The organism is Halomonas sp. (assembly GCF_031581305.1).
Lineage (GTDB): Bacteria > Pseudomonadota > Gammaproteobacteria > Pseudomonadales > Halomonadaceae > Halomonas.
This window is the reverse complement of sequence record NZ_JAVLBC010000021.1, coordinates 1-23,753: the sequence shown is the minus strand read 5'-3', so window position 1 is coordinate 23,753 and position 23,753 is coordinate 1. Positions and strand designations below refer to the sequence as shown.

General features: G+C 65.5%; 21 protein-coding genes and 2 tRNA genes. 4 read left to right on the top strand and 19 right to left on the bottom strand.

All coding sequences use genetic code 11. The features are described from left to right. Positions 1 to 23 precede the first annotated feature (23 nt). The 15 genes from pnp to rlmE all read right to left on the bottom strand — a co-directional run bounded on the left by pnp (position 24) and on the right by rlmE (position 15,473). Positions 24 to 2,159 carry a polyribonucleotide nucleotidyltransferase gene (pnp, locus tag RI841_RS03495; RefSeq protein WP_310704192.1) on the bottom strand — a complete coding sequence of 712 codons (2,136 nt, stop codon included), beginning with the start codon at positions 2,157 to 2,159 and terminating at the stop codon, positions 24 to 26. A gap of 228 nt (positions 2,160 to 2,387) precedes the next feature. Next, on the bottom strand, positions 2,388 to 2,657 hold the full coding sequence (gene rpsO, locus RI841_RS03490) for a 30S ribosomal protein S15 (protein ID WP_310704191.1): 270 nt from the start codon (positions 2,655 to 2,657) through the stop codon (positions 2,388 to 2,390). 79 nt (positions 2,658 to 2,736) lie between these two features. Next, entirely contained in the window at positions 2,737 to 3,654 is a 918-nt protein-coding gene (truB, locus tag RI841_RS03485) for a tRNA pseudouridine(55) synthase TruB (RefSeq protein ID WP_310704190.1), read from the bottom strand. After that, on the bottom strand, positions 3,654 to 4,100 hold the full coding sequence (gene rbfA / locus RI841_RS03480; RefSeq protein ID WP_310704189.1) for a 30S ribosome-binding factor RbfA: 447 nt from the start codon (positions 4,098 to 4,100) through the stop codon (positions 3,654 to 3,656). Before rbfA ends, truB begins: the two co-directional genes overlap by 1 nt. 18 nt (positions 4,101 to 4,118) lie before the next feature. After that, a complete protein-coding gene (infB, locus tag RI841_RS03475; protein WP_310704188.1) occupies positions 4,119 to 6,635 on the bottom strand; it encodes a translation initiation factor IF-2 in 2,517 nt (838 codons plus the stop codon). 27 nt (positions 6,636 to 6,662) lie between these two features. Next, positions 6,663 to 8,156: a transcription termination factor NusA gene (gene nusA / locus RI841_RS03470; RefSeq protein ID WP_310704187.1), complete on the bottom strand. Its 1,494-nt coding sequence runs from the start codon at positions 8,154 to 8,156 to the stop codon at positions 6,663 to 6,665. A 43-nt stretch (positions 8,157 to 8,199) separates the two neighbouring features. Continuing rightward, on the bottom strand, positions 8,200 to 8,658 hold the full coding sequence (rimP, locus tag RI841_RS03465; RefSeq protein ID WP_310704186.1) for a ribosome maturation factor RimP: 459 nt from the start codon (positions 8,656 to 8,658) through the stop codon (positions 8,200 to 8,202). A gap of 216 nt (positions 8,659 to 8,874) precedes the next feature. Then, positions 8,875 to 8,951 (bottom strand) — tRNA-Met (locus RI841_RS03460). A 111-nt stretch (positions 8,952 to 9,062) separates the two neighbouring features. Continuing rightward, a tRNA-Leu gene (locus tag RI841_RS03455) sits at positions 9,063 to 9,149 on the bottom strand. 23 nt (positions 9,150 to 9,172) lie between these two features. Next, positions 9,173 to 9,532 carry a preprotein translocase subunit SecG gene (gene secG / locus RI841_RS03450; protein WP_310704185.1) on the bottom strand — a complete coding sequence of 120 codons (360 nt, stop codon included), beginning with the start codon at positions 9,530 to 9,532 and terminating at the stop codon, positions 9,173 to 9,175. Positions 9,533 to 9,536: 4 nt separating this feature from the next. Beyond that, positions 9,537 to 10,286, bottom strand: coding sequence for a triose-phosphate isomerase (gene tpiA, locus RI841_RS03445; RefSeq protein ID WP_310704184.1), 750 nt, complete (start codon positions 10,284 to 10,286; stop codon positions 9,537 to 9,539). Positions 10,287 to 10,370: 84 nt separating this feature from the next. After that, on the bottom strand, positions 10,371 to 11,720 hold the full coding sequence (glmM, locus tag RI841_RS03440; RefSeq protein ID WP_310704183.1) for a phosphoglucosamine mutase: 1,350 nt from the start codon (positions 11,718 to 11,720) through the stop codon (positions 10,371 to 10,373). After that, positions 11,713 to 12,507, bottom strand: a complete 795-nt coding sequence (gene folP, locus RI841_RS03435) for a dihydropteroate synthase (protein WP_310704193.1) — start codon at positions 12,505 to 12,507, stop codon at positions 11,713 to 11,715. The genes glmM and folP overlap by 8 nt, the downstream gene beginning before the upstream one ends. A gap of 135 nt (positions 12,508 to 12,642) precedes the next feature. After that, on the bottom strand, positions 12,643 to 14,607 hold the full coding sequence (ftsH, locus tag RI841_RS03430; protein ID WP_310704182.1) for an ATP-dependent zinc metalloprotease FtsH: 1,965 nt from the start codon (positions 14,605 to 14,607) through the stop codon (positions 12,643 to 12,645). A gap of 200 nt (positions 14,608 to 14,807) precedes the next feature. Then, positions 14,808 to 15,473, bottom strand: a complete 666-nt coding sequence (gene rlmE, locus RI841_RS03425; protein WP_310704181.1) for a 23S rRNA (uridine(2552)-2'-O)-methyltransferase RlmE — start codon at positions 15,471 to 15,473, stop codon at positions 14,808 to 14,810. 194 nt (positions 15,474 to 15,667) lie between these two features. Between rlmE and RI841_RS03420 the strand changes: the two genes are divergently transcribed. Further along, positions 15,668 to 15,994 (top strand): YhbY family RNA-binding protein, encoded by a 327-nt coding sequence (locus RI841_RS03420; RefSeq protein ID WP_310704180.1) that lies wholly within the window; start codon positions 15,668 to 15,670, stop codon positions 15,992 to 15,994. Between the two features lie 123 nt (positions 15,995 to 16,117). Here the strand turns inward: RI841_RS03420 and greA are convergent, their stop codons facing one another. The 4 genes from greA to dapB form a co-directional block, all read right to left on the bottom strand. Further along, entirely contained in the window at positions 16,118 to 16,594 is a 477-nt protein-coding gene (greA, locus tag RI841_RS03415) for a transcription elongation factor GreA (RefSeq protein WP_310704179.1), read from the bottom strand. After that, entirely contained in the window at positions 16,591 to 19,821 is a 3,231-nt protein-coding gene (carB, locus tag RI841_RS03410; RefSeq protein ID WP_310704178.1) for a carbamoyl-phosphate synthase large subunit, read from the bottom strand. Before carB ends, greA begins: the two co-directional genes overlap by 4 nt. A 54-nt stretch (positions 19,822 to 19,875) precedes the next feature. Next, complete coding sequence (gene carA / locus RI841_RS03405) at positions 19,876 to 21,021, bottom strand: glutamine-hydrolyzing carbamoyl-phosphate synthase small subunit (protein ID WP_310704177.1); 1,146 nt, start codon at positions 21,019 to 21,021, stop codon at positions 19,876 to 19,878. Positions 21,022 to 21,475: 454 nt separating this feature from the next. Further along, the gene (gene dapB, locus RI841_RS03400; protein ID WP_310704176.1) at positions 21,476 to 22,282 is read right to left on the bottom strand and encodes a 4-hydroxy-tetrahydrodipicolinate reductase; all 807 of its coding nucleotides are present in this window, start codon (positions 22,280 to 22,282) and stop codon (positions 21,476 to 21,478) included. Between the two features lie 124 nt (positions 22,283 to 22,406). Between dapB and RI841_RS03395 the strand changes: the two genes are divergently transcribed. The 3 genes from RI841_RS03395 to RI841_RS03385 all read left to right on the top strand — a co-directional run. Further along, entirely contained in the window at positions 22,407 to 23,201 is a 795-nt protein-coding gene (locus tag RI841_RS03395; RefSeq protein ID WP_310704175.1) for a hypothetical protein, read from the top strand. Further along, complete coding sequence (locus tag RI841_RS03390) at positions 23,141 to 23,560, top strand: transglycosylase SLT domain-containing protein (RefSeq protein WP_310704174.1); 420 nt, start codon at positions 23,141 to 23,143, stop codon at positions 23,558 to 23,560. The genes RI841_RS03395 and RI841_RS03390 overlap by 61 nt, the downstream gene beginning before the upstream one ends. 3 nt (positions 23,561 to 23,563) lie before the next feature. Beyond that, positions 23,564 to 23,753: DUF167 domain-containing protein (locus RI841_RS03385; RefSeq protein WP_310704173.1), on the top strand; the 190-nt coding region annotated here is incomplete at its 3' end.

Genomic DNA, 23,753 nt, shown 5'->3' with positions numbered 1-23,753 from the left:
GCTTTCGGCTCGCCGAAGGCGGCTTACAGCTGGGGCTCGGCGGCCTCCTCGGCCTCGAACGCCGCTTTCTCTTCCGGCGTGATCTCCTTGATGGTGAGCTTCACCCGGTTGCGGTTGTCGATATCGAGCACCTTGACGATGGGCTCGTCGCCCTCGTTGAGGAAGTCGCGGACGTCGTTGACCCGCTCCGGCACGATCTGGGAGATGTGCACCAGGCCGTCGGTGCCCGGCATGATATTGACGAAGGCACCGAAGTCGGCGATGCGCACCACCTTACCGCGGTAGAGCTTGCCGATCTCGGGCTCGGCGGTGATCGCCAGCACGGTGTCGATGGCCGCCTTGGCCGCCGACTTGTCCTCAGCGTAGATGCGCACGCTCCCATCGTCGTCCAGGTCGATGGAGGCACCGGTATCCTCACAGATCTTGCGGATGGTGGCGCCGCCCTTGCCGATGACGTCGCGGATCTTATCCGGGTCAATCTTGATGGTGGCCATGGAGGGGGCGTTCTCGGAAACCTCGGCACGGCTCTGGGCGATCACCGTGTTCATCTGCTCGAGGATCTGCTGGCGAGCGTCATAGGCCTGCTGCAGGGCCACCTCCATGATCTCCTCGTTGATGCCCTCGATCTTTATGTCCATCTGCAGGGCGGTAACGCCGGCAGCCGAGCCTGCCACCTTGAAGTCCATATCGCCGAGGTGGTCCTCATCACCCAGGATGTCGGTGAGCACGGCGAAGCCATCCTCATCCTTGACCAGGCCCATGGCGATGCCAGCCACCGGGGCCTTCATCGGCACGCCGGCATCCATCAGGGCCAGCGATGAGCCGCACACCGAGGCCATGGAGCTCGAGCCATTGGACTCGGTGATCTCGGAGACCACACGAATGGTGTAGGGGAACTCCGCCTCGTCGGGCAGCATGGCCTGCACGCCGCGGCGCGCCAGGCGGCCATGGCCGATCTCGCGGCGCTTGGGACCGCCCATGAAGCCTGTCTCGCCCACGCAGTAAGGGGGAAAGTTGTAGTGCAGCAGAAAGCGGTCCTTGCGCTCACCCTCCAGCGACTCGATCAGCTGCGAGTCCCGCAGGGTGCCCAGCGTCGCCACCACGATGGCCTGGGTCTCGCCGCGAGTGAAGATCGCCGAGCCATGGGTCTTGGGCAGGGTGCCGACCTCGATATCCAGCGGACGCACGGTCTTGTGATCGCGGCCGTCGATGCGCGGCTCGCCCTTGACCACGCGCGAACGTACCACGCGCTTCTCCAGGCCGGAGAAAGCGCCCTTGACCTCGTCGGCGTCGTACTTGCCCTCATCCTCGCCGGCGAGCTGCTCCACCGCCTGATCCTTGAGAGCGGCGAGAGCGTCCTGGCGGGCCATCTTGTCGGTGATGCGATAGGCCTCGCCAACCTTCTGCTCGAAGGCATCGGCCAAGGCGCCCTTGAGGGCGGTGTTCTCGGCAGGGGACTGCCAGTCCCACTTCGGCTTGCCCGCCTCGGCGGTCAGCTCGTTGATGGCCTGAATGGCCACCTGCATCTCCTGATGGGCGTAGAGCACCGCACCGAGCATCTCGTCCTCGAGCAGCTCGTTGGCCTCGGACTCGACCATCAGCACCGCCTTCTCGGTGCCGGCAACCACCATGTTGAGCTCGGAGTCGACCAGTTCCTCGACGGTGGGGTTGAGGAAGTAGCCGTCGTCCTCGGTGAAGCCCACGCGCGCGCCGCCGATCGGACCGTTGAAGGGCACGCCGGAGATAGCCAGGGCCGCGGAGGTGCCGAGCATCGCGGCGATGTCCGGGTCATGGTTGCGGTCGGTGGAGAGCACCGAGCAGACCACCTGCACCTCGTTCATGAAGCCCTTGGGGAAGAGCGGGCGGATGGGGCGGTCGATCAGCCGCGAGGTAAGGGTCTCCTTCTCGGTGGGACGCCCCTCGCGCTTGAAGAAGCCGCCGGGAATCTTGCCGACCGCGTAGGTCTTCTCCTGATAGAACACCCCCAGCGGGAAGAAGGGTTGCGCAGGATTGGCCTCCTTCTTGGCCACCACGGTGCAGAGCACCACGGTGTCGTCCATGGTGACCATCACGGCCCCGGTAGCCTGGCGGGCGATGCGCCCGGTTTCCAGGGTGACGGTGCTGCGACCGTACTGAAACGTTTTCTTGACCGGATTCACGGCGACTTCCTTCAACTTTTCTGTGTTTGGGTCGTTTTGACTCGGCGACCATTTTAGGGGTTGACGCCCGCGGCGGCCACCGGTTAGCGACATTTCCAATAGAGGCGGGCCACGAGGGGCGCCGGGGCCTGTGCTCCGGATCAGCCCCGCGCCGTGGCTTGACCCTCCATAGATGCAAAACGGGCAGCCCGTAGGCTGCCCGTTTCGTTACCGCGTGAGATGCGTCGCTTAGCGGCGCAGGCCCAGACGCTGGATCAGCGACTGATAGCGCTCGAAATCCTTGCGCTTCAGGTAGTCCAGCAGCTTGCGGCGCTGGTTGACCATGCGGATCAGGCCACGACGGGAGTGGTGATCCTGCTTGTTGGTCTTGAAGTGGTCCTGCAGGCCATCAATGTTGGCGCTCAGCAGGGCCACCTGCACTTCAGGGGAACCGGTGTCGTTATCGCCGCGACCGTACTCGTTGACGATTGTGGACTTCTGCTCGGCTGTTAGTGCCATCTGTCTCTCCAGTAAACAATATGCCTGAATGATGAGTGTGTGAGACCACGCATATTTGCAGTCTCGGGCGTTTCTTCCTTCAGTCGGCTGCGGTGCTCAGCAACCGTTTCGGAGCCACCTCCTGTGGCCCCGCCACCACGCCAAGGCCCAGGAAGGCCCCGTCGCAGTAGAGTCTTGCTGTCTCATCCCCGGACAACTCGCCGGTCTCGACCCGGGCCACCTGGCCATGGGTCAGTTGCCTGGCCGCCGGACCAGTGACCTCTAGACGCGGCAGATGATCGACCAGCACGTCGACGGGCAACAATACCGCCTCACGCTCGGCCTGGCCGGCCATAGCCTCCAGCGCGTCGAGGGTCAGCATGCCCTCCTCCGTAAAGGGCCCCGTCTCCAGGCGACGCAGCGCGCTGATGTGCGCTCCGCAACCCAGCACCTGGCCGATGTCCTCGGCCAGGGTACGGATATAGGTACCCTTGCTGACGCGCACTTCAAGGTCGAAGGCCGTGTCGGCAAGAGCAAGAAGGCGCGCATCATACACCGTCACGCGCCTGGCTGCACGCTTGATCGACTTGCCCTCGCGGGCCAGCTCGTAGAGCTTGCGCCCCTGGTGCTTGAGCGCCGAATACATCGGCGGCACCTGGTCGAGCTCGCCGCGGAAGCGCTCGAGCACGCCCTCGACGTCGGCCTCGGTCAGCCGGGGCACCTCGCGACGCTCGACCACCTCGCCCTCCGCATCGCCGGTATCGGTGATCGCACCGAGCTCCACCCGGGTGCGGTAGACCTTATCAGCCTCCAGCAGATGGGCGGAGAATTTGGTCGCCTCGCCGAAGCAGACCGGCAGCAGGCCAGTGGCCATGGGGTCCAGCGTTCCCGTGTGACCGGCCTTCTGGGCCTGGAACAGGCGCCGAACCCGCTGCAGCGCATGGTTGCTGGACACGCCCGCGGGCTTGTCCAGCAGCAGTACGCCGTTCATCGGCAATCCGCGACGCCGCCGTGCCATCAGTCGCGCTCGTCTTTTTTTGCAAAACTATCTGTTGCAGAACTGTCTACCGAACCTCGGTCGTCATCCGCCGCCTCGTCCTGATGGGCCTGGTCGCTGGCGACGGCCTCGTCGATCAGCGACGAGAGCCGCTGGCCGCGCACCACGCTCTCGTCATAGTGGAAGCGCAGCTCCGGGACATGGCGCAGCTTGATGCGACGAGCGATCTGGCTGCGCAGGAAACCGGCGGCCCGCTTGAGCACCGCCAGGTTCTCCTTGATGTGCTCGGGCGTCTGCTCGCCCAGCAGGGTCACATGGACGTCGGCATAGCCGAGGTCGCGACTGACCTCGACCCCGCTGACGGTGACCATGCCCAGGCGCGGGTCCTTGACCTCGCGCTGGATGAGCACCGCCAGCTCCTTCTGGAGCTGGTCGGCGACCCGGTCGGTACGCTTGAATTCCCGCATGGTCGACTCCTGGGGGCCTTAGAGGGTCCGCTCGACCTTGACCTGATCGAAGACCTCGATCTTGTCGCCGACCTGGACATCGTTGTAGTTTTTCACGCCGATGCCACACTCCATACCGCTGCGCACTTCCTGGACGTCGTCCTTGAAGCGGCGCAGGGACTCGAGCTCGCCCTCGTAGATCACCACATTGTCGCGCAGCACGCGGATCTTCTTGTTACGGAAGACGCTGCCCTCGACCACCATGCAGCCGGCCACGGCACCGATCTTGGGTGCGCGGAAGACGTCACGAACCTCGGCCACGCCGACGATCTCTTCCTTCCACTCCGGTGCCAGCATGCCGCTCATGGCCTGCTTGACCTCGTCGATCAACTGGTAGATGACGCTGTAGTAGCGTAGATCCAGGCCTTCACGTTCGATGATCTCGCGGGCCGCGGCGTCGGCACGCACGTTGAAGCCGACCACGATGGCATCACTGGCCAGCGCCAGGTTGGCATCGGTACCGGTGATGCCACCCACGCCCGAGGAGACCACGGCCACTTCCACCTCGTCAGTGGAGAGCTCTTCCAGGGCGCCCTTGATCGCTTCCAGGGAACCCTGGACATCGGCCTTGAGCACGATGTTGAGCTTGGCGGCAACCTCCTGGCCCATCTGGCTGAACATATTCTCCAGCTTGGCCTTCTGCTGACGCGCCAGGCGCACCTCGCGGTACTTGCCCTGCCGGAAGTTGGCAACCTCACGGGCCTTCTTCTCATCGGCCAGCACCATGAAGTCGTCGCCCGCTTCGGGGGTACCGCCGAGGCCCTGGATCTCTACCGGCGTGGAGGGACCGGCCTCGTCGACCTGCTTGCCCAACTCGTTGGTCAGCGCGCGAACACGGCCGTAGTGCAGGCCGGCCAGCACGATATCGCCCTTCTTCAGGGTACCGTTCTGGACCAGCACCGTAGCCACCGGGCCGCGGCCCTTGTCCAGGCGGGACTCGACCACCACGCCCTTGCCGGGCGCCTCGGGGACGGCCTTGAGCTCGAGCACCTCGGAGACCAGCTGGATGGCTTCCAGCAGCTCCTCGATGCCCTCGCCAGTGTGCGCGGAGACATATACGAACTGGGTGTCGCCGCCCCACTCCTCGGAGATCACGCCGTGCTGCGAAAGCTCATTCTTGATCCGGTCCAGGTCGATGCCCGGCTTGTCGATCTTGTTGACCGCGACCACCATCGGCACCTCGGCCGCCCGCGAGTGCTCGATCGCCTCGATGGTCTGGGGCATCACGCCGTCGTCGGCGGCCACCACCAGCACGACCACGTCGGTGGCCTTGGCACCGCGGGCACGCATGGCGGTGAACGCCGCGTGGCCCGGGGTATCCAGGAAGGTCGCGCCGCCGTGGTCATCCTCGACGTGGTAGGCGCCGATGTGCTGGGTGATGCCGCCGGCTTCACCGGTGGCCACCTTGGCCTTGCGGATGTAATCAAGCAGCGAGGTCTTGCCGTGGTCGACGTGACCCATGACCGTGATCACCGGCGAGCGGGTGATCTCTTCGCCCTCGTAGGAGATGCCCTCGAGGACCTCGGTTTCCAGCGCATCATCCTTGACCAGCTTGGGCTTGTGGCCCATCTCCTCGACCACGATGGCCGCGGTGTCCTGGTCGATGGTCTGATTGATGGTCACCGCCGCGCCCATGGTGAACATGGCCTTGATGACCTCGTTCGCCTTGATCGACATCTTATCGGCCAGCTCGGCGACGCTGATCGACTCGGGGATGGAGACCTCGCGGACGATCGGCTGGGTCGGCTTCTGGAAGCCGTGCTTGCCGCCACCCTGGCTGCCGCCACCGCGGCGGCCACCACGACGCTCGGCGCGCTTGGCCTTCTTGCCCCCACGGCGACGCTCCTCGCGATCACCGCGATCGTCCTCACGCTCGCCACGGCCTTTCTTTCCGGCCTTCGTGGTGGCCTTCTTGACCGCAGCGCGACGGGATTCGGGACGTCCCTCCTTGGGCGGAGCCGGGGGCTCCTCCGAGGGCGTGGCGGCCTCGAGTTCCGGTACCGGAATCTCGGGTTCGACGGCGGCCTTCTCAGCCTCGAGCTTGGCCGCTGCCTCGCGGGCGGACTCCTCGGCGGCGCGCGCCTTGGCTTCCTCGGCCTCGCGGGCATCCTTGTCGGCCTGAGCCTGCTGGGAATCTGCCATGTCGCCCACCAACTGGCGCGGCCCGGCGTCTTCTGCCGGCTCCGGCTTGGTCTCTTCCTCGGCACGCTTGACGTAGGTGCGCTTCTTGCGCACCTGCACCTCGATGCTCTTGCCACGCTCGCCGGTCTTGATGCGGCTGCGCGTCTTGCGCGTCAGGGTGATGCGGTCCTTCGCTCCGGTACCGCTGCCGCCGTGACTCTTGGTGAGATAGTCGAGCAGCTGACGCTTGTCCTCCTCGGACACGGCATCGCTCTCGGACTTCTGACCGAGCCCGGCTTCTTTCATCTGCTCCAGCAGGCGAGGCACATCACGCCCCACCTTCGCTGCAAAATCCTTAACGGTCATTTCTGACATTACGACCCTCCTCAGCCCGTGACCCGTTTACTGTTCGCTCTCGAACCATGGCGCACGGGCAGTCATTATCAGTGCCGCGGCGCGCTCCTCGTCGATGCCCTCGATGTCCAACAGGTCATCGACGGACTGCTCGGCCAGGTCCTCCATGGTGACAATACCCCGACTGGCCAGGATGAAGGCCAGATGGCGTTCCATACCGTCCATCTCCAGCAGGTCGTCGGCCGGCTGGGCGCCATCGAGCTCCTCCTCGGAGGCGATGGCCAGGTTCAGCAGTTCATCTTTGGCACGAGCGCGCAGCTCCTCGATGAGCTCCTCGTCGAACTCCTCGATCTCCAGCATCTCCTCGACCGGCACATAGGCAACTTCCTCCAGGGAGGTGAAGCCCTCTTCCACCAGCAGACGCGCCACGTCCTCGTCGATGCCAAGGTGCTGGATAAAATGCTCGACCAGGCTGTCGATCTCCTGATCGCGTTTGGTCTCGGCCTCCTCCTCGGTCATGACGTTGAGCCGCCATCCAGTGAGCTCGGAGGCCAGGCGCACGTTCTGGCCACTACGGCCGATGGCCTGGGCCAGGTTGTCCTCGGCGACGGCCACGTCCATGGCGTGGGAATCCTCATCGACGAGGATCGAGGCGACATCCGCCGGCGCCATGGCGTTGATCACCAGTTGGGCGGGGTTGTCGTCCCACAGCACGATGTCCACGCGCTCGTTCTGCAGCTCCGAGGAGACCGCCTGCACCCGCGAGCCGCGCATGCCCACACAGGCCCCCACGGGGTCGATACGCCGGTCATTGGTCTTGACCGCGATCTTGGCCCGCGAGCCCGGATCGCGTGCCGCGCCCTTGATCTCGATGAGCTGCTCGGCGATCTCCGGCACCTCGATGCTGAACAGCTCGATGATCAGCTCCGGGCAGGTGCGCGACAGGATCAACTGGGCGCCGCGCGCCTCCGGGTCGACCTTGACCAGCAGCGCGCGGACCCGCTCGTTCATGCGGTAGCGCTCGCCGGGGATCATCTCGCTGCGCGGCAGGAAGGCCTCGGCATTCTCGCCCAGGTCGATGATCAGGCCGTCGCGTGTCGTCTTCTTGACGATACCGGCGACCAGCTCACCCTCGCGCTCGGCATATTGGCGCACCACCTCGGCCCGCTCGGCTTCGCGCACCTTCTGCACGATGACCTGCTTGGCGGTCTGGGCGGCAATTCGGCCGAAGGAGGCGTTCTCGATGCGCTCCTCGACGACGTCACCCAGCCCCAAGGGCGGGTCACGACGTTCGGCGAAGGAGAGCTTGATCTGGGCATCGGGCCCGTCGAAGTCATCATCCTCGACCACTTCCCAGCGACGGAACGTCTCGTAGTCGCCGGTATCACGGTCAATGTGCACGCGCACGCTAGCTTCCTCGTCTTCGAAGCGCTTGCGCGATGCACTGGCCAGGGCCGCCTCGACGGCCTCGAAGATCACCTCGCGGGAGACCCCCTTCTCGTTAGAGATCGCATCGACGACCGCCAGAATTTCTTTACTCATGCCTTAGCCTCGCCAGTGAACCTGTCCTTATGCACCGAGCTCATCACGTGAACTGCGGGACGACCCGCGCCTGATCGATGCCCTCGATGGGAAAGCAATATTCCTCGCCGTCGATCTGCAGCAGCACCTCGTCACTCTCGACCCCGACCAGCAGCCCCTGGAACTTGCGCCGGCCGTCGAAGGGCAGCCGCAGCTTCACCGCCACCACATGACCGGCGTAGCGCCCGAACTGCTCGAGGGTGAACAGCGGCCGGTCCATGCCCGGCGAGGAGACTTCCAGTCGATACTCACCGGGCACCGGATCCTCGACATCGAGCACCGCGCTGACCTGGCGACTGACGTCGGCGCAATCGTCCACGCTGACCCCGTCATCATGATCGATGTAGATCACCAGGCGGGAGTGTTTGCCCTGGGACAGATGATCGATGCCCCATAGCTCGAACCCCATGGCGGAGACCACCGGTTCGATCAGCGCATGTAGCGCAGCATCCTTGATTGCCACGGAAGAAAGCTCCTACAGCCGTTGCATCAGGCACCTGGCCGGGAGTGAAGAGAAGAGTCAGGTGGCTGATTGGCGTTGCCCGGAACAGCGCCGCCGTCTCCGGCTGGCAAGCTGCTAACAAAAAGCCCCTTCACAGGAAGGGGCTTTCACAAGAAACCTGTATACCACTTCGGCTCTTTGGCATGCCCCTCAACAACTGCATGCCTGCCAGGAAGATGGTAGCGGGGACCGGATTTGAACCGATGACCTTCGGGTTATGAGCCCGACGAGCTACCAGACTGCTCCACCCCGCATCAATCTAGGTCGGTGATTGTAAGCCCGCATGACGACTTCGTCAAGCGGCAACACCGCATTTTGCCAATCCTGCTTCGAAGCCTCGACAGCTGCATCGATCACTTCGAATATGGTGCCGAAGGCGGGACTTGAACCCGCACGGCCATAAGGCCACTACCCCCTCAAGATAGCGTGTCTACCAATTCCACCACTTCGGCATAGGGGAGGCTGGATGACGGCATCAGTTGCCGCTTTCCTCCAGCGCTGGCGACGTATTATCCACATTGCGGCCAGCATCGTCAAGAGTCGGCACGGCATTCTGCTGCTCGATCATCTCGGCATCGGGAATGCCGGCCTCGGGCGCCTCGCCTGCCTGGGAGGCGAACCAGGCCAGGGTCAGAGAAGTGGCGAAGAAGGCCACCGCCAGCAGCCCGGTAAACTTCGCCAGGAAGCTGCCGCTGCCCTGCGAGCCGAACACGGTCTGGGAGGCACCGCCGCCGAAGGCGGCACCGGCTTCGGCGCCCTTGCCCTGCTGCAGCAGGATCAGGACGACCAGGGCGATGGCGATCACCACATGGGTCATGAGAATGGCAACTTGCATGGATTCAACCTGCTGACTGACAAATGGCTAGGAAATCGTCGACCTTGAGCGAAGCTCCGCCCACCAGGCCGCCGTCGATATCGGGCTGGGCGAGCAGCTCCGCGGCATTATCCGCTTTCATGCTGCCGCCGTACAGCAGACGCATGCCGTCGGCAAACGCCTCGTCATAACGCGCCAGGCGCTCGCGGATGGCCGCGTGGACCGCCTGAGCCTGCTCGGGGCTCGCCGTGCGGCCGGTGCCGATCGCCCAGACGGGCTCATAGGCAACTACCAGGCGAGCGCGCTCCTCCGGGGCCAGCGCATCGAGCACCGCCTCGAGCTGACCCAGCACCACCGTCTCGGTCCGCTCGGCCTCGCGCTCCTCGAGAGTCTCGCCGACGCACAGCACCGGTGTGAGCCGCTCACACAGGGCCGCCTCGACGCGGGCCAGAACCGCGGCATCGTCTTCCCCGAACAGGGTGCGCCGCTCCGAATGGCCCACCAGCACCAGCCGGGCACCACACTCGCGCAACATCGCCGCGCTGACCTCACCGGTGAAGGCCCCTGACGGGCGGTCGCTGAGCGTCTGAGCCCCGACCGTCACCGATGTTTCGCCGAGCGCCCGGCCCGCTGCCTCCAGAAAGGGGAAGGGCACCATCAGCGCCACCTCGACGTTCACGGGAAGGGAGACATCGGCAAGGGCCTGGCCAAACTCCTCGACCAGGGCAAGGGAGCCGTTCATCTTCCAGTTTCCGGCGATCAGCGGCATGCGCATGAGGTTTCCTCTTTCAAGGTGGTGCGAAATGGTATAGGAGGGGCCCATTCAAGACAACCAGCCCCGTGACGCCCCTACCTCCGATCAGCCGAGCAGCGCCTCGACGTCGCCGGCCAGGCGACGCGCCAGGGCATCAACATCCAGGTGGGGGCGCCCCTCGACCATCACCCGGATCAGCGGCTCGGTGCCCGAGGCCCGCAGCAGCACCCGCCCCTGATCACCCAGCTTCGTCTCCAGCGTGTTCACCGCCTGCTTGAGCGAGGCCTGCTCCAACAGCGCCTTGGCATCGCTGCCCGGCGTCAGGCGCACGTTAACAAGCGCCTGGGGCGCCTTCTGCAGGCCGGCGAGCAAGCGACCCAGCGACTGCTGTTCGCGAACCATGATCGCCAGTACCTGCAGCGCCGAGACGATGCCATCACCGGTGGTCTGCACATGACCGCACACGATATGGCCGGAGGACTCCCCGCCCAGCTGCCAGCCATTGGCCGCCAGCCGCTCCATCACGTAGCGGTCCCCGACCCTGGCCCGCTCGAAGGGGATGTCGAGCTCCTCCATGGCAGCCGCCAGCCCGAAGTTGGACATCAGGGTACCCACCACGCCACCGCCCAGATCGCCACGGGCATGACGATCCCTGGCGATCAGGTAGAGGATGTCGTCGCCGTCGATCTGGCGGCCGTCGGCATCCACCAGCAGCACGCGGTCGCCGTCGCCGTCGAAGGCCACGCCGAGGTCGGCCCCCTGCTGGATCACGGCCGCCCGCAGCGCGGCGGGGTGGGTCGAACCCACCTCCTGGTTGATGTTCAGACCATCCGGAGTGGCACCGATCAGGCTGACCTCCGCCCCCAGTTCGCGGAACACGCTGGGGGCGATGTGGTAGGTGGCGCCATGGGCGCAGTCGACGACCATCTTCAGCCCGTGCAGGCTGACCCGATTGGGGATGGTCGACTTGCAGAACTCGATATAGCGACCGGGGGCATCATCGACCCGCATCGCCTTGCCCAGGCGATCCGGCGCCACGGTGGTCAGCGACTCCTCGAGCATCACCTCGATGCGCGCCTCGACCTCGTCGGCCAGCTTGTTGCCGGCGGCGGAGAAAAACTTGATGCCGTTATCCTGAAAGGGATTGTGGGAAGCCGAGATGACGATGCCCGCATCGGCACGAAAGGTGCGAGTCAGGTAGGCGATCGCCGGGGTCGGCATGGGCCCCAGCAGCATCACGTCGACGCCGGCGGCGGAAAGGCCCGCTTCCAGGGCCGACTCGAACATGTAGCCCGAGATCCGGGTGTCCTTGCCGATCATCACCCGGGCACGCCCCTTCGCCTTGGTCAGCACCCGGCCGGTGGCCCAGCCCAGCTTGAGCATGAAGTCGGCCGTGATGGGAGGCTCCCCCACGGTGCCGCGGATGCCATCGGTGCCGAAATAGCGTCTAGTCATGCGTACTGCCTTCCTCGAGTACGGCCCAGGTCATGTTCACCGCGTCCACGTGGGGCCCCACGTCGTGGACGCGCAGGATACGGGCGCCGCGCTCCACCGCCAGGGCGGAGAGCGCCAGGCCGCCGGAGAGGCGCTCCTCGACCGGTCGCCCCAGCACCTTGCCGATCATGCTCTTGCGCGACATGCCCACCAGCAACGGCAGCCCGAGCGCCTCCAGCCGATCCATGTGCTTGAGCAGGCGCAGGTTGTGCTCCACCGACTTGGCAAAGCCGAAGCCCGGGTCGAGCAGCATGCGCTCGCGACGCAAGCCGGCCGCCTCGCAGGCTGCCACCCGCTCCGACAGGAAAGTGGCCACGGCCTCCTCCACCGGCCGGTCGTAGCGCGGGTCATTCTGCATATCACCGGGCTCGCCGACCATGTGCATCAGGCACACCGGCAGACCACTGGCGACCGCCGCCGCCAGTGCCCCCTCGCGACGCAGGTTGCGCACGTCGTTGATCATCCCGGCACCGGCCTGTGTCGTGGCCTGCATCACCTCGGGCGTGCTGGTATCCACCGAGACCAGGGCATCGAACTCGCGCACCAGGGCCTCCACCACCGGCACCACCCGGTCCAGCTCCTGCTGGACGGAGACCGGCTCGGCACCGGGACGCGTGGACTCGCCACCCACGTCGATGATTGCGGCCCCCTCGGCCAGCAACTGTTCGGCATGACGCAGGGCGTCATCCGGCACCGCATGGCGGCCACCATCGGAGAAGGAGTCGGGGGTGACGTTGAGGATCCCCATGATGCGGGGAAAGGAGAGGTCGAGCCGGTGTCGGCCACACGGCAGATGCGTCGATGTACGAGTATCCATCATCTTCCTGTTGGTCGAACGGCAAAGGCGCCCCGCAGGGCGCCTGTGGTTGCTTGGCGGATGGCCTCAGCTGCCGGCCGGGCCACCCAGCGGGTCGGAGGGCCGACGCGTGGGCGTCTCGTCGTCCTCGGTATCGTCGCTCGGCTCCGGGGCGGGCTCGGGGCGCGGTTCGCCGCCCGAGGGGGCTCCGCTGCTCGGGTCGTCCCAGCCCTCGGGGGGCCGCGGATCACGCCCTTCCATGATGTCCTTGAGCTGATAGGAGTCGATGGTCTCGTACTTCATCAGCGCATCGGCCATGGCATCGAGCTTGTCGCGGTTTTCCTCGAGGATATTCTTGGCCTGCTCGTAGCAGCCATCGATGATCTTGCGCACTTCCTTGTCCAGCTTGGAGGTGGTCTCGCCGGACTTGAGCTTGCCGCCCTGGGACGGACCCCCCATGAACTGGTGCGACTCGTCCTCGTCGTACATGATCGGGCCCATCTCCTCGGAGAGGCCCCACTTGGCCACCATGTTATGTGCCAGCTCAGTGGCCCGCTTGATATCGTTGGAGGCGCCGGTGGTGACACCGTTCGGCCCCAGCGTCATCTCCTCGGCGATGCGGCCGCCGAACAGTGAGCAGATCTGACTGATGATCTGCTGGCGGGAGAGGCTGTAGCGATCCTCCTCCGGCAGGAACATGGTCACGCCCAGCGCCCGACCACGAGGGATGATGGTCACCTTGTAGACTGGGTCGTGCTCCGGCATCACCAGGCCGATGATGGCGTGACCCGACTCGTGGTAGGCGGTGTTGAGCTTCTCCTTGTCGGTCATGACCATGGACTTGCGCTCGGCGCCCATCATGATCTTGTCCTTGGCCATGTCGAGCTCTTCCATGCTTACCAGGCGCTTGTTGCGCCGCGCGGCGAACAGCGCGGCCTCGTTGACCAGGTTGGCCAAGTCGGCGCCGGAGAAGCCCGGCGTGCCACGCGCGATCAGCGAAGGCTTGACGTCGTCGGCCAGCGGCACCTTGCGCAGATGCACGTTGAGGATATGCTCGCGGCCACGAATGTCCGGCAGCGGCACCACCACCTGGCGGTCGAAGCGGCCCGGGCGCAGCAGCGCCGGGTCGAGCACGTCGGGACGGTTGGTAGCGGCGATGACGATGATGCCCTCGTTGGGCTCGAAGCCGTCCATCTCGACCAGCAGCTGGTTCAGGGTCTGCTCGCGCTCGTCGTTGCCACCCCCCATTCCGGCGCCGCGTGAACGGCCCACGGCGTCAATCTCGTCGATGAAGATGATGCAAGGCGCCTGCTTCTTGGCCTGCTCGAACATGTCACGCACACGGGAGGCACCGACACCTACGAACATCTCGACAAAGTCGGAACCCGAGATCGAGAAGAACGGCACCTTGGCCTCGCCGGCGATGGACTTGGCGAGCAATGTCTTGCCGGTACCCGGCGGACCCACCATCAGCACGCCTCGGGGAATGGTACCGCCCAGACGCTGGAACTTGGTCGGGTCACGCAGGAAGTCGACCAGCTCCTCGACCTCCTCCTTGGCCTCGTCACAGCCGGCGACATCAGAAAATGTGGTCTTGATCTGATCCTGGGAGAGCAGCTTGGCCTTGGACTTGCCGAAGCTCATCGGGCCACCCTTGCCGGCCCCGCCGCCCTGCATCTGGCGCATGAAGAACATGAAGATCGCCAGGATCAGCAGGATCGGGAAGCTGGCGATCAGCAGCCGCATCCACAGGCTCTGCTGCTCGGGCTCCTTGCCCACCACGGTGACGTTATTGGCCAGCAGATCGTCCATCAGCTTGGGATCCTCGGCCGCCGGGCGGATAGTACGGAACTGGGAACCGTCCGAACGCTCACCGGTGATGGTGTAGCCATCGATGGTCACGTTACGGATCTGCTCGTTCTGCACCTGCTGGACGAACTGGGAGTAGTTCATCGCCTGCGGTGAGCTATCGACGCTGAAGTTGTTGAACACCGTCAGCAGCACCGCCGCGATGACCAACCACAGAATCAGGTTCTTCGCCATGTCGTTCAAGGGACTACCCTCATTGCAAAAATCTGTCGGCCGAAAATGCCTGGTCTTTCGACACTACATGAGCGGCACATGTTCAGCCAGCCTACGACCGGAGCGTGAAACTGCCATCACTGTGACACAGTCGCGGCGCCGTGTCCGGCAATCGGCCCGTTAGGCACGGCCTATCGTGGCCACGCCCTGTGTGCGGTCGAGGACGTGCCTCAGCCGCGAAACCCTTCTGCCAGCAGGTAGACCTCGCGGGAGCGCGCCCGGGAGGCCTCCGGCTTGCGGGTCACCACCCGCGCGAAGCTGCCGCGCAGCTCCTTGAGAAAGGCATCGAACCCCTCGCCCTGGAACACCTTGGCCAGGAAGGTGCCACCGGGCGAGAGCGTCTGGCGCGCCAGGTCCAGCGCCAGCTCCACCAGGTACATGGCCTGGGGCTGGTCGATGGCCGCCATACCACTCATGTTGGGGGCCATGTCCGACATCACAAGGTCCACCGGGCGATCGCCGAGGGTCTCGAGGATTGCCTCGAGCACACTCTCCTCGGTGAAGTCGCCCTGGATGAAGTCGACATCCGCCAGGGCATCCATCTCGAGGATGTCGGAGGCGATCACCACCCCCTCGGAGCCGACCTTCTCGGCGGCCACCTGACTCCACCCCCCGGGGGCGGCGCCCAGGTCGATCACCGTCATCCCGCGTCGCAGCAGGCGGTCCTTCTCGTCCAGCGCCAGCAGCTTGTAGCTGGCGCGGCTGCGATAGCCATCCTGCCAGCTCTGCTGCACGAAGCGGTCGTCGAAGTGCTCCTTCAGCCAGCCCTTGCTGGTCTTGCTGGACGGCGCCTTGCCGGCAGCGCCCTTGGAGCGGGAAGCATTGGAACGTGCCACGGCATCACCTGTGAATGACCATGAATGACAGGCAGTCGAGCGGATTCCGGAAAGACCTGGAGGAGGTGCGACGGGGTGCTGATCTGCGGGCCCAGGCGGAGAAGCCATGATACTGGCGGGGCGCCGAGCTTTCGCCGCGCGGCGTTTCACCGTACCATGTGCGCTGCGCGCCAACCGGGAAGAAGCAAGATACCATGAGCTTGTCACAGGCACAAAAGAAAGCATTCCGCAGCATCGGCCACCACCTCGACCCCGTGGTCACCGTCTCCGAGAACGGGGCGTCCGAAGGCGTCCTGGCCGAGCTCGACCGCGCCCTGGGCGACCATGAGTTGGTCAAGGTCAAGCTCGCCCTGCCCGACCGCGACGACCGCGACGCCATGCTCGACGAGCTGATCACGGCGAGCGGTGCCGAACTGGTCCAGAAGATCGGCAAGATGGCCCTGCTCTATCGCCACAACCCTCGGGCCAACCCGAAGCTCTCCAACATCACGCGCTTCGAGAATCATCACGGGCGGCGCTGAGCTATCGCTCAGAGCTGTAAGCGTTAAGCCGTAAGCTGTAAGTCAAACCGACACACCCCCGAGGTTCCGCCTCGGGGGTGTTTTCTTGCAGCTTAAAGCTTATGGCTTACAGCTGACCGAAGGTCACAGATGCTCGACGCTCGAGATCTCGTACTCGACCTCGCCGCCGGGGGTCTTCACCCCCACCACGTCGCCCTCCTCCTTGCCGATCAGGGCACGGGCGATGGGCGAGGTCACCGAGATGCGGCCGGCCTTGATCTCGGCCTCGTCCTCACCAACGATGCGGTAGGTCACCTCCTCGTCGGTCTCCAGGTTGATCAGTCCCACGGTCACACCGAAGATCACTTTGCCGGTCTGGGGCAGCTTGGTGACGTCGATCACCTGGGCATTGGAGAGCTTGCCCTCGATCTCCTGGATGCGCCCCTCGATGAAGCCCTGCTGCTCGCGGGCCGCGTGGTATTCGGCGTTCTCCTTCAAGTCGCCATGCTCGCGAGCCTCGGCGATGGCGGCAATTACCCTGGGCCGCGCCTCACCCTTGAGCTCCTCGAGCTCCTTGCGAAGCCGCTGTTCACCGACGACGGTCATCGGGACCTTGTTCATTGTATCGCTCCTGCATGCAGTTCCTGTAACCGCCGCACGGTAATGGCATTACCGTATTCGAGCGCCATGCAAACGGCATTGGCCCCTGCCAGGGTGGTGGCATAGGGGACCTTGCGGACGAGTGCGGTGCGGCGGATCACCGAGGAGTCATTGATGGCCTGGCGGCCCTCGGTGGTGTTGACGATATAGGCGACCTCGTCGTTCTTGAGCAGATCGACGATATGCGGCCGGCCTTCATAGACCTTGTTCACGAGCTCGACGTCGATACCGGCGGCCTCGAGGGCGGCAGCGGTACCGCGGGTCGCGCACAGAGTGAACCCTAAGGTTACCAGAGAACGTGCCACCTCGATAACTCCCGCCTTGTCCGGCTCACGCACCGAAAGGAACGCCTTGCGGTCGCCCTCGAGGGGCGGGATCGCCTCGCCGGCGCCGAGCTGCGCCTTGTAGAAGGCCTCGGCGAAGGTATCGCCACTGCCCATCACCTCGCCGGTGGACTTCATCTCCGGCGAGAGGATCGGATCAACCCCCGGGAACTTGTTGAACGGGAAGACGGCCTCCTTGACGCTGAAGAAGTGCGGCACGATCTCGCGGGTGAAGCCCTGCTCGACCAGGGTAGTGCCGGCCATGCAGCGCGCGGCGACCTGGGCCAGGGAAGTACCGATGCACTTGGAGACGAAGGGCACGGTGCGCGAGGCGCGCGGATTGACCTCGATGACGTAGATCTCGCCGTCCTGCCAGGCCAGCTGCACGTTCATCAGGCCCTTGACGCCGAGCTCCACGGCCATCTGCCTGACCTGCTCGCGCATCGCGTCCTGCACCTCGGCGGGCAGCGAGTAGGGCGGCAGCGAGCAGGCGGAGTCGCCGGAGTGCACGCCGGCCTGCTCGATGTGCTGCATGATGCCGCCGATGATCACCTGATGCCCGTCGCTGACCGCATCGATGTCGATCTCGATGGCCGCATTGAGGAAGTGGTCGAGCAGCACCGGGGAGTCGTTGGAGACCTTGACCGCGTGGGTCATGTAGTTCTCGAGCTCGGAGGCGTCGTAGACGATCTCCATGGCGCGCCCGCCCAGCACGTAGCTGGGGCGCACCACCAGCGGGTAGCCGATGGCCTCGGCCTTGGCAAAGGCCTCCTCGAAGCTGCGTGCGGTGGCGTTGGGCGGCTGCTTGAGGCCCAGCTTGTCGATCATCTGCTGGAAGCGCTCGCGATCCTCGGCGCGGTCGATGGCGTCCGGTGTCGTGCCGATGATCGGCACGCCGGCGGCCTCGAGCTCACGCGCCAGCTTCAGCGGGGTCTGGCCGCCGAACTGCACGATCACACCCGCCGGCTGCTCCTTGTCGGCGATCTCCAGCACGTCCTCCAGGGTCACCGGCTCGAAGTAGAGGCGGTCACTGGTGTCGTAGTCGGTGGAGACGGTCTCCGGGTTGCAGTTGACCATGATGGTCTCGTAACCGTCGTCGTGCATGGCAAAGGCGGCATGCACGCAACAGTAGTCGAACTCGATGCCCTGGCCGATACGGTTGGGCCCGCCACCCAGCACCATGATCTTCTGGCGGTCAGAGACCTCGGCCTCGCACTCCTCCTCGTAGGTGGAGTACATGTAGGCAGTATCCGAGGCAAACTCCGCGGCGCAGGTGTCGACCCGCTTGTAGACCGGACGGATGCCGGCCTTCTGGCGGGTCTTACGAAACTCCTTCTCGGCAACCCCCAGCAGGCTCGCCAGGCGGGCGTCGCTGAAGCCCTTGCGCTTGAGGGCGAACAGCTCGCGGGAAGTGAATTCGGAGAGCGAGCGCTTCGCCACCGCCTGCTCGTCCTTCACCAGGTCCTCGATCTGGGCCAGGTACCAGCGGTCGATGTTGGTCAGCGCAAAGATCTCGTCGATGCTCATCCCGGCCCGCATGGCGTCGGCGACGAAGAAGATGCGCTCGGCGCCAGCGGCCTGCAGCTCGCCCTTGATATGCGCCATGGCCTCGGTGGTGAATTCGGTGACCTTGGGGTCGAGGCCATCGTTGCCGGTCTCCAGGCCGCGCAGCGCCTTCTGGAGCGACTCCTGGAAGGTACGGCCGATCGCCATCACCTCGCCCACCGACTTCATCTGCGTGGTCAGCCGATCGTTGGCCTGGGGGAACTTCTCGAAGGTGAAGCGCGGGATCTTGGTGACGACATAGTCGATGGACGGCTCGAAAGAGGCCGGGGTGCGCCCGCCGGTGATGTCGTTCTGCAGCTCGTCGAGGGTATAGCCCACCGCCAGCTTGGCGGCGATCTTGGCGATCGGGAAGCCGGTGGCCTTGGAGGCCAGGGCCGAGGAGCGCGACACCCGCGGGTTCATCTCGATGACCACCACGCGCCCGGTATCGGGATCCACGCCGAACTGCACATTGGACCCACCGGTCTCGACGCCGATTTCACGCAGCACCGCCAGCGAGGCGTCGCGCATGATCTGGTATTCCTTGTCGGTGAGCGTCTGGGCCGGTGCCACAGTGATGGAGTCGCCGGTATGCACGCCCATGGGGTCGAAGTTCTCGATGGCGCAGACGATGATGCAGTTGTCGTTCTTGTCGCGAACGACCTCCATCTCGTACTCCTTCCAGCCCAGCAGCGACTCATCGATCAGCAGCTCATGGTTGCTGGAGAGCTCGAAGCCACGGATGCAGATCTCCTCGAACTCCTCCTTGTTGTAGGCCACGCCGCCGCCGGAGCCGCCCATGGTGTAGGAGGGACGAATAATTGCCGGGAAGCCCAGCGATGCCTGGATGCGCCAGGCCTCTTCCATGCTGTGCGCCACCTCGGCCTTGGGGCACTCCAGGCCGATGCGCCTCATGGCCTGGTCGAAGAGGTCGCGGTCCTCGGCCATGTTGATGGCATCGGCGTTGGCGCCGATCATCTCCACGCCGTACTTCGCCAGCACACCATGCTTGTCCAGATTCAGCGCACAGTTGAGCGCCGTCTGGCCGCCCATGGTCGGCAGAATAGCATCGGGGCGCTCGGCCTCGATGATCTTTTCCACCGTCTGCCAGGTGATCGGCTCGATATAGGTGGCGTCGGCCATCACCGGGTCAGTCATGATGGTCGCCGGGTTGGAGTTGACCAGGATGACCCGGTAGCCCTCCTCGCGCAGCGCCTTGCAGGCCTGAGCGCCGGAGTAGTCGAATTCGCAGGCCTGGCCGATGACGATGGGGCCAGCACCAATGATCAGGATGCTCTTGATGTCGGTACGCTTGGGCATGACGGTTTCCGCGGCTAATCGATGAATGACGGTCTGATGTAGGGCGATTCGCGCCTAGCGGCGTTCCTTCATCATGGTGACGAAACGGTCGAACAGCGGCGACATGTCGCGCGGGCCGGGGCTCGCCTCAGGGTGGCCCTGGAAGCTGAAGGCCGGGCGGTCAGTGCGCTCGATGCCCTGCAGGGTGCCGTCGAACAGCGAGCGGTGGGTGGCCCGCAGGGTGGCCGGCAGACTCATCTCGTCGGCGGCGAAGCCGTGGTTCTGGCTGGTGATCATCACCTTGCCGCTGTCGAGGTCCTGCACCGGGTGGTTGGCGCCGTGGTGGCCATGCCCCATCTTCACCGTGGCGGCGCCGCTGGCCAGGGCCAGCAGCTGGTGGCCCAGGCAGATGCCGAACAGTGGGATCTCGGTCTCGAGGAACGCCTCGATGGCCTTGATGGCGTAGTCGCAGGGCTCGGGGTCGCCGGGGCCATTGGAGAGGAAGATGCCGTCCGGAGCCATGGCCAGCACCTCATCGGCCGGGGTCTGGGCCGGCACGACGGTCAGCCGGCAGCCACGGGAGGCGAGCATGCGCAGGATGTTGCGCTTGGCACCGAAGTCGTAGGCGACCACGTGGTAGGGGCGCTCCGCAGCCCCCGCATCGGCGTAGCCCTGGCCCAGGGCCCACTCGCCCTCGTTCCAGTCGTGGGGCGACTGGCAGGAGACCACCTTGGCCAGGTCCATGCCCTTGAGGCCGGGGAAGGCCCGGGCCGCCGCCAGGGCCCGCTCCACGGCATCGTCGCCCTCGGCCTCGACACCGGCCAGGATAGCGCCGTTCTGAGCTCCCTTGTCGCGCAGGAGGCGGGTCAGGCGGCGGGTATCGATGTCGGCGATGCCGAGCACGTTCTGGCCCTTGAGGTAGTCGGAGAGCGACTGCTCGGAGCGGAAGCTGCTGGCCAGCAGGGGAAGGTCACGGATCACCAGGCCGGCGGCGGCGATGGCGCCGGACTCGACGTCCTCGGCGTTGACGCCGGTGTTGCCGATGTGCGGATAGGTAAGGGTGACGATCTGACGGGCATAGGAGGGGTCGGTCAGGATTTCCTGGTAACCGGTCATGGCCGTATTGAACACCACCTCACCGCTGGTTTGTCCATCGGCACCGATGGCCGTGCCGTGGAATACACTTCCGTCTTCCAGGGCCAGTATCGCGGGTCTGTTCAATGCAACGTCCTCCCAGGTTTTTTGCGAGAGCTATCGAGACAGCTCGTCAAGGAATACTGCGGGGCCATGGCCGGGCCCCGGGTGGCCGGCCCGCAAAAAAGCGGGACGAAACCCGATGTAAGACCGGTTTCACCCCGCTTGTTGTCATTCGCTCGGAATGCCTGGGCCGAAGCAACAAGCGCTCGAGAGGGCTGTTTGCCCGCGCACCCGGCCAAAATTTTAGGGATATTACAGGAAATGGTGCCCGGCGGCTACCCCCGACCGGGCCATCGATACTGGGCTGCCAAGGGGACAGGTCACGCCATAGCCTGCGGTGGGCTTTGTGGGAGTCGTCGGTTCGACTCTTCGATTTGCACGGCGAAAGGCGGAGGCCATCAATTTGTGGGAGCGCTGCTTGCAGCGCGATAGGCGGAGGGCACCCATCGCCGTGCAAGCACGGCTCCCACAAGTTCCCTCATTCCAACCCAAGCACGTCCTGCATCGAGTAACGGCCGTTGGCCTGCCCGACCACCCAGCGCGCGGCGCGCACCGCGCCCTTGGCGAAGGTCATGCGGCTCGAGGCCTTGTGGGTGATCTCGATGCGCTCGCCCTCGGTGGCGAACATCACGGTGTGCTCGCCGACGATGTCGCCGGCGCGCACCGTGGCGAAGCCGATCTCCTTGTCACTGCGCGGCCCGCACTGGCCCTCGCGGGCGAAGACGCCGTGCTCCTTGAGGGTACGACCCAGGCTCTCGGCCACCACCTCGCCCATCTTCAGCGCCGTCCCAGAAGGCGCATCCACCTTGTGACGGTGGTGAGCCTCGATCACCTCGATATCGTAGCCCTCGTCACCCAGCGCCTTCGCCGCCGTCTCGAGCAGCTTCAGCGTCAGGTTGACGCCCACGCTCATGTTGGGCGCGAAGACCATCGGCACGCGATCCCGATAACCGTCCAGGGCGGCGAGTTCCTCATCGTTCAGGCCAGTGGTACCGATGACGATGCGTTTGCCGTGCTCGGCACAGAAGGCCAGGTTGGCCAGGGTCACCTGCGGGGCGGTGAAGTCGATCAGCACGTCGACGTCATCGGCAAGGGCCTCGAGCGAGTCCACGGCGGCCACGCCCAGCTTGCCGAGCCCCGCCAGCTCGCCGATATCGGCCCCCACCAAGGAGCTTCCGGGCTCGACGATGCCGCCGGCCAGGGTGGCGCCGTCATCCTGCTGCACGGCGTTGACCAGGGTGCGGCCCATGCGGCCGGCGACACCGACGATGGCGATACGGGTCATGCTGACTCCTGCGAATTCGATGGCTGCGGAATGGGCGGCAGTATACCAGAGGCCATCCGCCGGGGGTGGTCGTCCCTCGGCAATCCCCCCACACTGGGCAAATCGATGTCGAGAGCCCCACCATATGCCTGCGCCGACCGAGCACCTCCCCGCGAACCACCCCCTGCTGGCCCTGCTGCAGCGCCATCAGCGCGTACTGGTGGCCGGCGCGCCGGGCAGCGGCAAGAGCACCCTAGTGCGCGCCGCCGCGGCGACCCTGGCCGCCCGAGGCCAGGCCTGCCACTGCCTGAGCGGCGATCCGGGGCTGCCCCGCATCGGGCCACCCGGCGCGGCCTGCCTGGGCCGCTGGGAAGCGGGGGAGTGGCGGCTGGAAGCGATCGCCGCCCTGGCCACCCTGGATGCCGCCAGATTCCGGCTGCCGCTGGTGCAGGCGGTGCGACGTCTGGCCGAGCAGGCCCCCGCCGGGGCGCTGCTGCTGGACGCCCCGGGGGTGGTTCGCGGCACCGCCGGGGCCGAACTGCTGCCGGCACTGGTGGAGGCCAGCGGCGCCGGGGCCCTGCTGGTGCTGGCAACAGGAGACACCCGCTTTCCGCTGCACGAGGAGTGTCGCGCCCTGGGCCTGGAGACCGTCACCCTGGCGCCGGCCCCACGCGCCTCGGCACTCCGCCGCTCTTGGCGCGTGGCGCTCTGCTCGTCGGCGCAACGGTCGCCATCGCGGCCCTGGCAGGATGGGGCCACCGGGTGCGGGCAAGCGACGGCAACGCGCCGCCCTCCTATGAAGTCCTGTCCCGCGGCGTGCGGAGTCTCTGGTCGGACCTCGAGACCGCCCGGGGCGAGCTGGCGACCACGCAGCTGGAATTGGCTCGCGCCAAGTCCATTCTGCACTACTCGGAGCAATACCAGATTCCGGCCGATCTGACCGCGGCGATCTACGATATCGCTTTGAGTGAGGGGATCAGTCCGGATATCGGATTCCGTCTGGTGCAGGTGGAGAGCGGTTTCAAGCAGCGCGCCACCAGCCATGCCGATGCCGTCGGCTACACGCAACTGCGTTTGGCCACCGCTCGGTTTTACGACCCGTCGCTCGTGCAGGAGCAGCTGTACGACAGGGACATCAATCTGCGGCTCGGCTTCCGCTTCTTGCGCGATTTGATGCAGGTGTTCGACAACGACTTCCGCTACGCCTTGCTGGCCTACAATCGCGGACCCGCCAGGGTGCGCGAGATCCTCGCCGCCGGCGGCATCTTCGACTACGCCCGCCAGGCCGGAATGCTGTAGTCCATGAAGGGCGCCGACCAGCTCCGCATTCACGACGCCGACGGCGGGGCGGTGATCGCTGTGAAGGTCGTCCCCGGCGCGTCGCGCGACCGCATCGTGGGGGTGCTGGGCGAGTCGCTGAAGATCGCCACCTCCGCTCCGCCCGAGAAGGGCAAGGCCAACAAGGCCCTGATCGCCCTGCTGGCCAAGGAGT

Bases quoted from the DNA above. Each gene is read 5' to 3' on its own strand.
- greA (WP_310704179.1), bottom strand. From the start codon at position 16,594: ATGAACAAGGTCCCGATGACCGTCGTCGGTGAACAGCGGCTTCGCAAG.
- secG (WP_310704185.1), bottom strand. From the start codon at position 9,532: ATGCAAGTTGCCATTCTCATGACCCATGTGGTGATCGCCATCGCCCTG.
- dapB (WP_310704176.1), bottom strand. From the start codon at position 22,282: ATGACCCGTATCGCCATCGTCGGTGTCGCCGGCCGCATGGGCCGCACC.
- RI841_RS03420 (WP_310704180.1), top strand. From the start codon at position 15,668: ATGAGCTTGTCACAGGCACAAAAGAAAGCATTCCGCAGCATCGGCCAC.
- rpsO (WP_310704191.1), bottom strand. From the start codon at position 2,657: ATGGCACTAACAGCCGAGCAGAAGTCCACAATCGTCAACGAGTACGGT.
- nusA (WP_310704187.1), bottom strand. From the start codon at position 8,156: ATGAGTAAAGAAATTCTGGCGGTCGTCGATGCGATCTCTAACGAGAAG.
- carB (WP_310704178.1), bottom strand. From the start codon at position 19,821: ATGCCCAAGCGTACCGACATCAAGAGCATCCTGATCATTGGTGCTGGC.
- rbfA (WP_310704189.1), bottom strand. From the start codon at position 4,100: ATGCGGGAATTCAAGCGTACCGACCGGGTCGCCGACCAGCTCCAGAAG.
- truB (WP_310704190.1), bottom strand. From the start codon at position 3,654: ATGGCACGGCGGCGTCGCGGATTGCCGATGAACGGCGTACTGCTGCTG.
- RI841_RS03395 (WP_310704175.1), top strand. From the start codon at position 22,407: ATGCCTGCGCCGACCGAGCACCTCCCCGCGAACCACCCCCTGCTGGCC.
- tpiA (WP_310704184.1), bottom strand. From the start codon at position 10,286: ATGCGCATGCCGCTGATCGCCGGAAACTGGAAGATGAACGGCTCCCTT.
- infB (WP_310704188.1), bottom strand. From the start codon at position 6,635: ATGTCAGAAATGACCGTTAAGGATTTTGCAGCGAAGGTGGGGCGTGAT.
- glmM (WP_310704183.1), bottom strand. From the start codon at position 11,720: ATGACTAGACGCTATTTCGGCACCGATGGCATCCGCGGCACCGTGGGG.
- folP (WP_310704193.1), bottom strand. From the start codon at position 12,507: ATGGGGATCCTCAACGTCACCCCCGACTCCTTCTCCGATGGTGGCCGC.